This is a genomic window from Calditrichota bacterium (assembly GCA_014359355.1).
Taxonomy (GTDB): domain Bacteria; phylum Zhuqueibacterota; class Zhuqueibacteria; order JANLFK01; family Oleimicrobiaceae; genus Oleimicrobium.
Window position 1 is genome coordinate 1 of the sequence record JACIZP010000200.1, and the last position, 2,562, is coordinate 2,562.

Genomic DNA, 2,562 nt, shown 5'->3' on the forward strand with positions numbered 1-2,562 from the left:
CTGTGCACCAACCCTGTCTCTGAACCCAAGTCCAAGTGCGGATACTCCGGGTCAAGCCCACAATAGCCATCCTTCAAATCAAACTGGGCCACCGGCACAAATCCCACCACCTGGCCGTGCGCATCCCGAATCTCCTGGCCCCAACGATTCTCCGCCGGATCCACGGTGGTGCGATAGATCCGATAGCCCTCAAAGTCCTGGTAGCCGAAGATCAAGTCGCGCGCCTCCTCGGCACGCCGGTCCCAATAGAGGGTCACCCGGCGGTCGCCTGGCACGGCAAAGACCTTGGGCGCCGGCGGTGGCCCGGAGCGCTGGTAGCCCAACTCGTACATGCGCTGCGCAGTCCGCGCGTTGCGCTTCAAATCCTCAAGGTCATCGCCCATCACCAAAGCAAAAGCAAGGTGGATCGTGTCCCCACTGGCCCAGTCAAAGGGGCCAGTGGAGATCAAAGAGGTGGCAAAGGTGGCGTCAAGGAGCCGATCATTGACGGTCGCAGGGGAATCGAAATGAGGGTCGAGCACACCACTCGGGTCCGGGATGAAAAAGGCCTGCTTCAGTTCCGGGGAAATTCCACTTGTGTCCCCGCTCAATACCTTGTATTGGATAAGGTCCCTGTCCTTGCGGTCGTGGTAGTTTGTCGGCCCGTACCTGAAACGATACCAGTGCCACCCACTAAGGCCCAACTTGCGGCCATCACGACCCAAGGGTGTGTCAAGAAACTTGGCCGCCAGCGGCCCGACGATCCTCCCCGGCCAGGACTTTCGCATCTCGTCGATAACTTCTGCTCGCTTGTGCACGTACGCCAGATTGTACGCATAGGTAGTATCGCGCAGCGGGTCATATTCGTCACAGATGTACCCAACGCATTGCCCGCGGTAGTAGAAAGGCGGTGTGGGCAGATAGATGTTCACCCACAGGTAGAGTCCGAGAAAAACGTCCGAATACTCCCATGGAGAAGTGTTCATCACCAAAAGGTCATAAAACACGACACCTGCAGCATAGGAGTCTCGAAACGCATGGACCGCGGTCTGCACCACCGCCCCAATCTCATAGCTCTGCGCCTGCTGGAATACGCGGGAGGCGTAGCCACGGTCGGTGAAGCAAAAGAACAAGTCCTGGTCGCCGACGAAACTCCCCTGGCGAACCGCACCCGTCTCCGGGTCACGCGACCACGGACCAGGCCACGAACGAAAACCGTACAGGTCCAGGGGCCAGGTCTCTGGCAGAGTGGAAGTCGCCATCACGGGGAGTGTCTGGTACATGGGTGAGGTTTCCGGGTAAAGCTGGCCAACAAGCAGATCACCAGAAAAGTACCTCCCGCGTGAGCCGGGCCACGGCCCCCAATCTGGCCCCTGCGGTCCGTCCGTGTCAATGAACGACGCGCTCTCCGACACCGCGGGGCCGAGGGACACGGAATCGCCGACAGCGGGGTCAAGAACCTTCGGGCTCCAAGGGCCCTCAGGGATGCCGAGAAAGAGACTAAGCTCCAGGTAGTAGTCTTCACCCTTGTACAACTCACGACTCCCCGGCCCGATCCAGTCCTTGGTCCAGGAAAAAAACCCATTGGACAGGGAAAAGCTCTTAATCTGACCGGTCTCCACGAACCCGACGGCCAGGTCTTTGTTGAATGCCGCTTTTCCTGGCAATACTGGAAGGCTACCAAGGGTAGGACGGCAAAACAATAGCCCTGTCACAACCAGCATCACCAGCCACCACGCGTTTCTGGCTTGCACAGCGAGCCTCCCACGTTACCCATTGACGGTGGCACCACTCGAAGTCAAGCTTCAGTCGTTACTCACCCTGTCGCGGAATCCGCTGTATGTCATGCTCCATGTACAAGTCGAGTCTGAGTTGTCCCCCCGGATGGTTGACGGTGTAGGCGCAACCCCACACGCCCTGGAATTCTGCCAGTACCGTAAGGGTGGCGGGCCACGACTGGCTGCAGGGGCAGACGTCGACAAAGTACCAACCGTTTCCGTTGCTGGTCTCTGGCCCAGCGCATTGCAGACCGTTCTTCTCCACCCATACCTCTGCACCTACAGCCTTGCTCCAGCTCTTGCCGTTCCAGTAGTAGACGTAACCGTAGACATCCTCGTTTGAGGCAGCCGTGCCGGTTCTTAGATCGCCAGTAGCGAAGAGGAGTGTATAGACGATGGGAATCAGAACTAGGGGACCTCCCCCGAGTACGACTGGTCTCTTGCCCTTCATACTAATCACCTCCAAGGATAGCACTCACGACGTGCTTTGGCTCCCCAAGGTGGTGCCACCGCTCATAATTTACTGGGTCCTCCAGGCTTTGTCAAGAGTAAAATCCAAAAACCCATGTCATCAAGGCATGATTTTCGAGCGCCGCACCTCCGTGCATCATGCTGGGGAGTGGGAACTGGGTTTCCTTAAGGACTTCCTTGAAATTGGCCAGCGAGGCCTTCACTCTAAGGAGCTGGTATCGTTAGGGGCCCCTTCATTCTACCGCACCACCGCAAATTTTCCGCGGTGCTGCTCACCCTCCGGCGTCTCCACCACGTACAGGTACAAGCCATACGCCACCGGTAAACCCTCCTT

The 2,562-nt window shown here is 58.1% G+C and carries 2 protein-coding genes; both read right to left on the bottom strand.

The features are described 5' to 3' along the window. A partial coding sequence (locus H5U38_09010) for a hypothetical protein (protein ID MBC7187158.1) occupies positions 1-1,733 on the bottom strand: 1,733 nt, incomplete at its 3' end. 58 nt (positions 1,734-1,791) lie between these two features. Continuing rightward, positions 1,792-2,208, bottom strand: coding sequence for a hypothetical protein (locus H5U38_09015; GenBank protein MBC7187159.1), 417 nt, complete (start codon positions 2,206-2,208; stop codon positions 1,792-1,794). Positions 2,209-2,562: the final 354 nt, after the last annotated feature.

What these genes read in the sequence shown, in the direction of transcription:
- H5U38_09015 (MBC7187159.1), bottom strand. Translation starts at nt 2,208, where the DNA reads ATGAAGGGCAAGAGACCAGTCGTACTCGGGGGAGGTCCCCTAGTTCTG.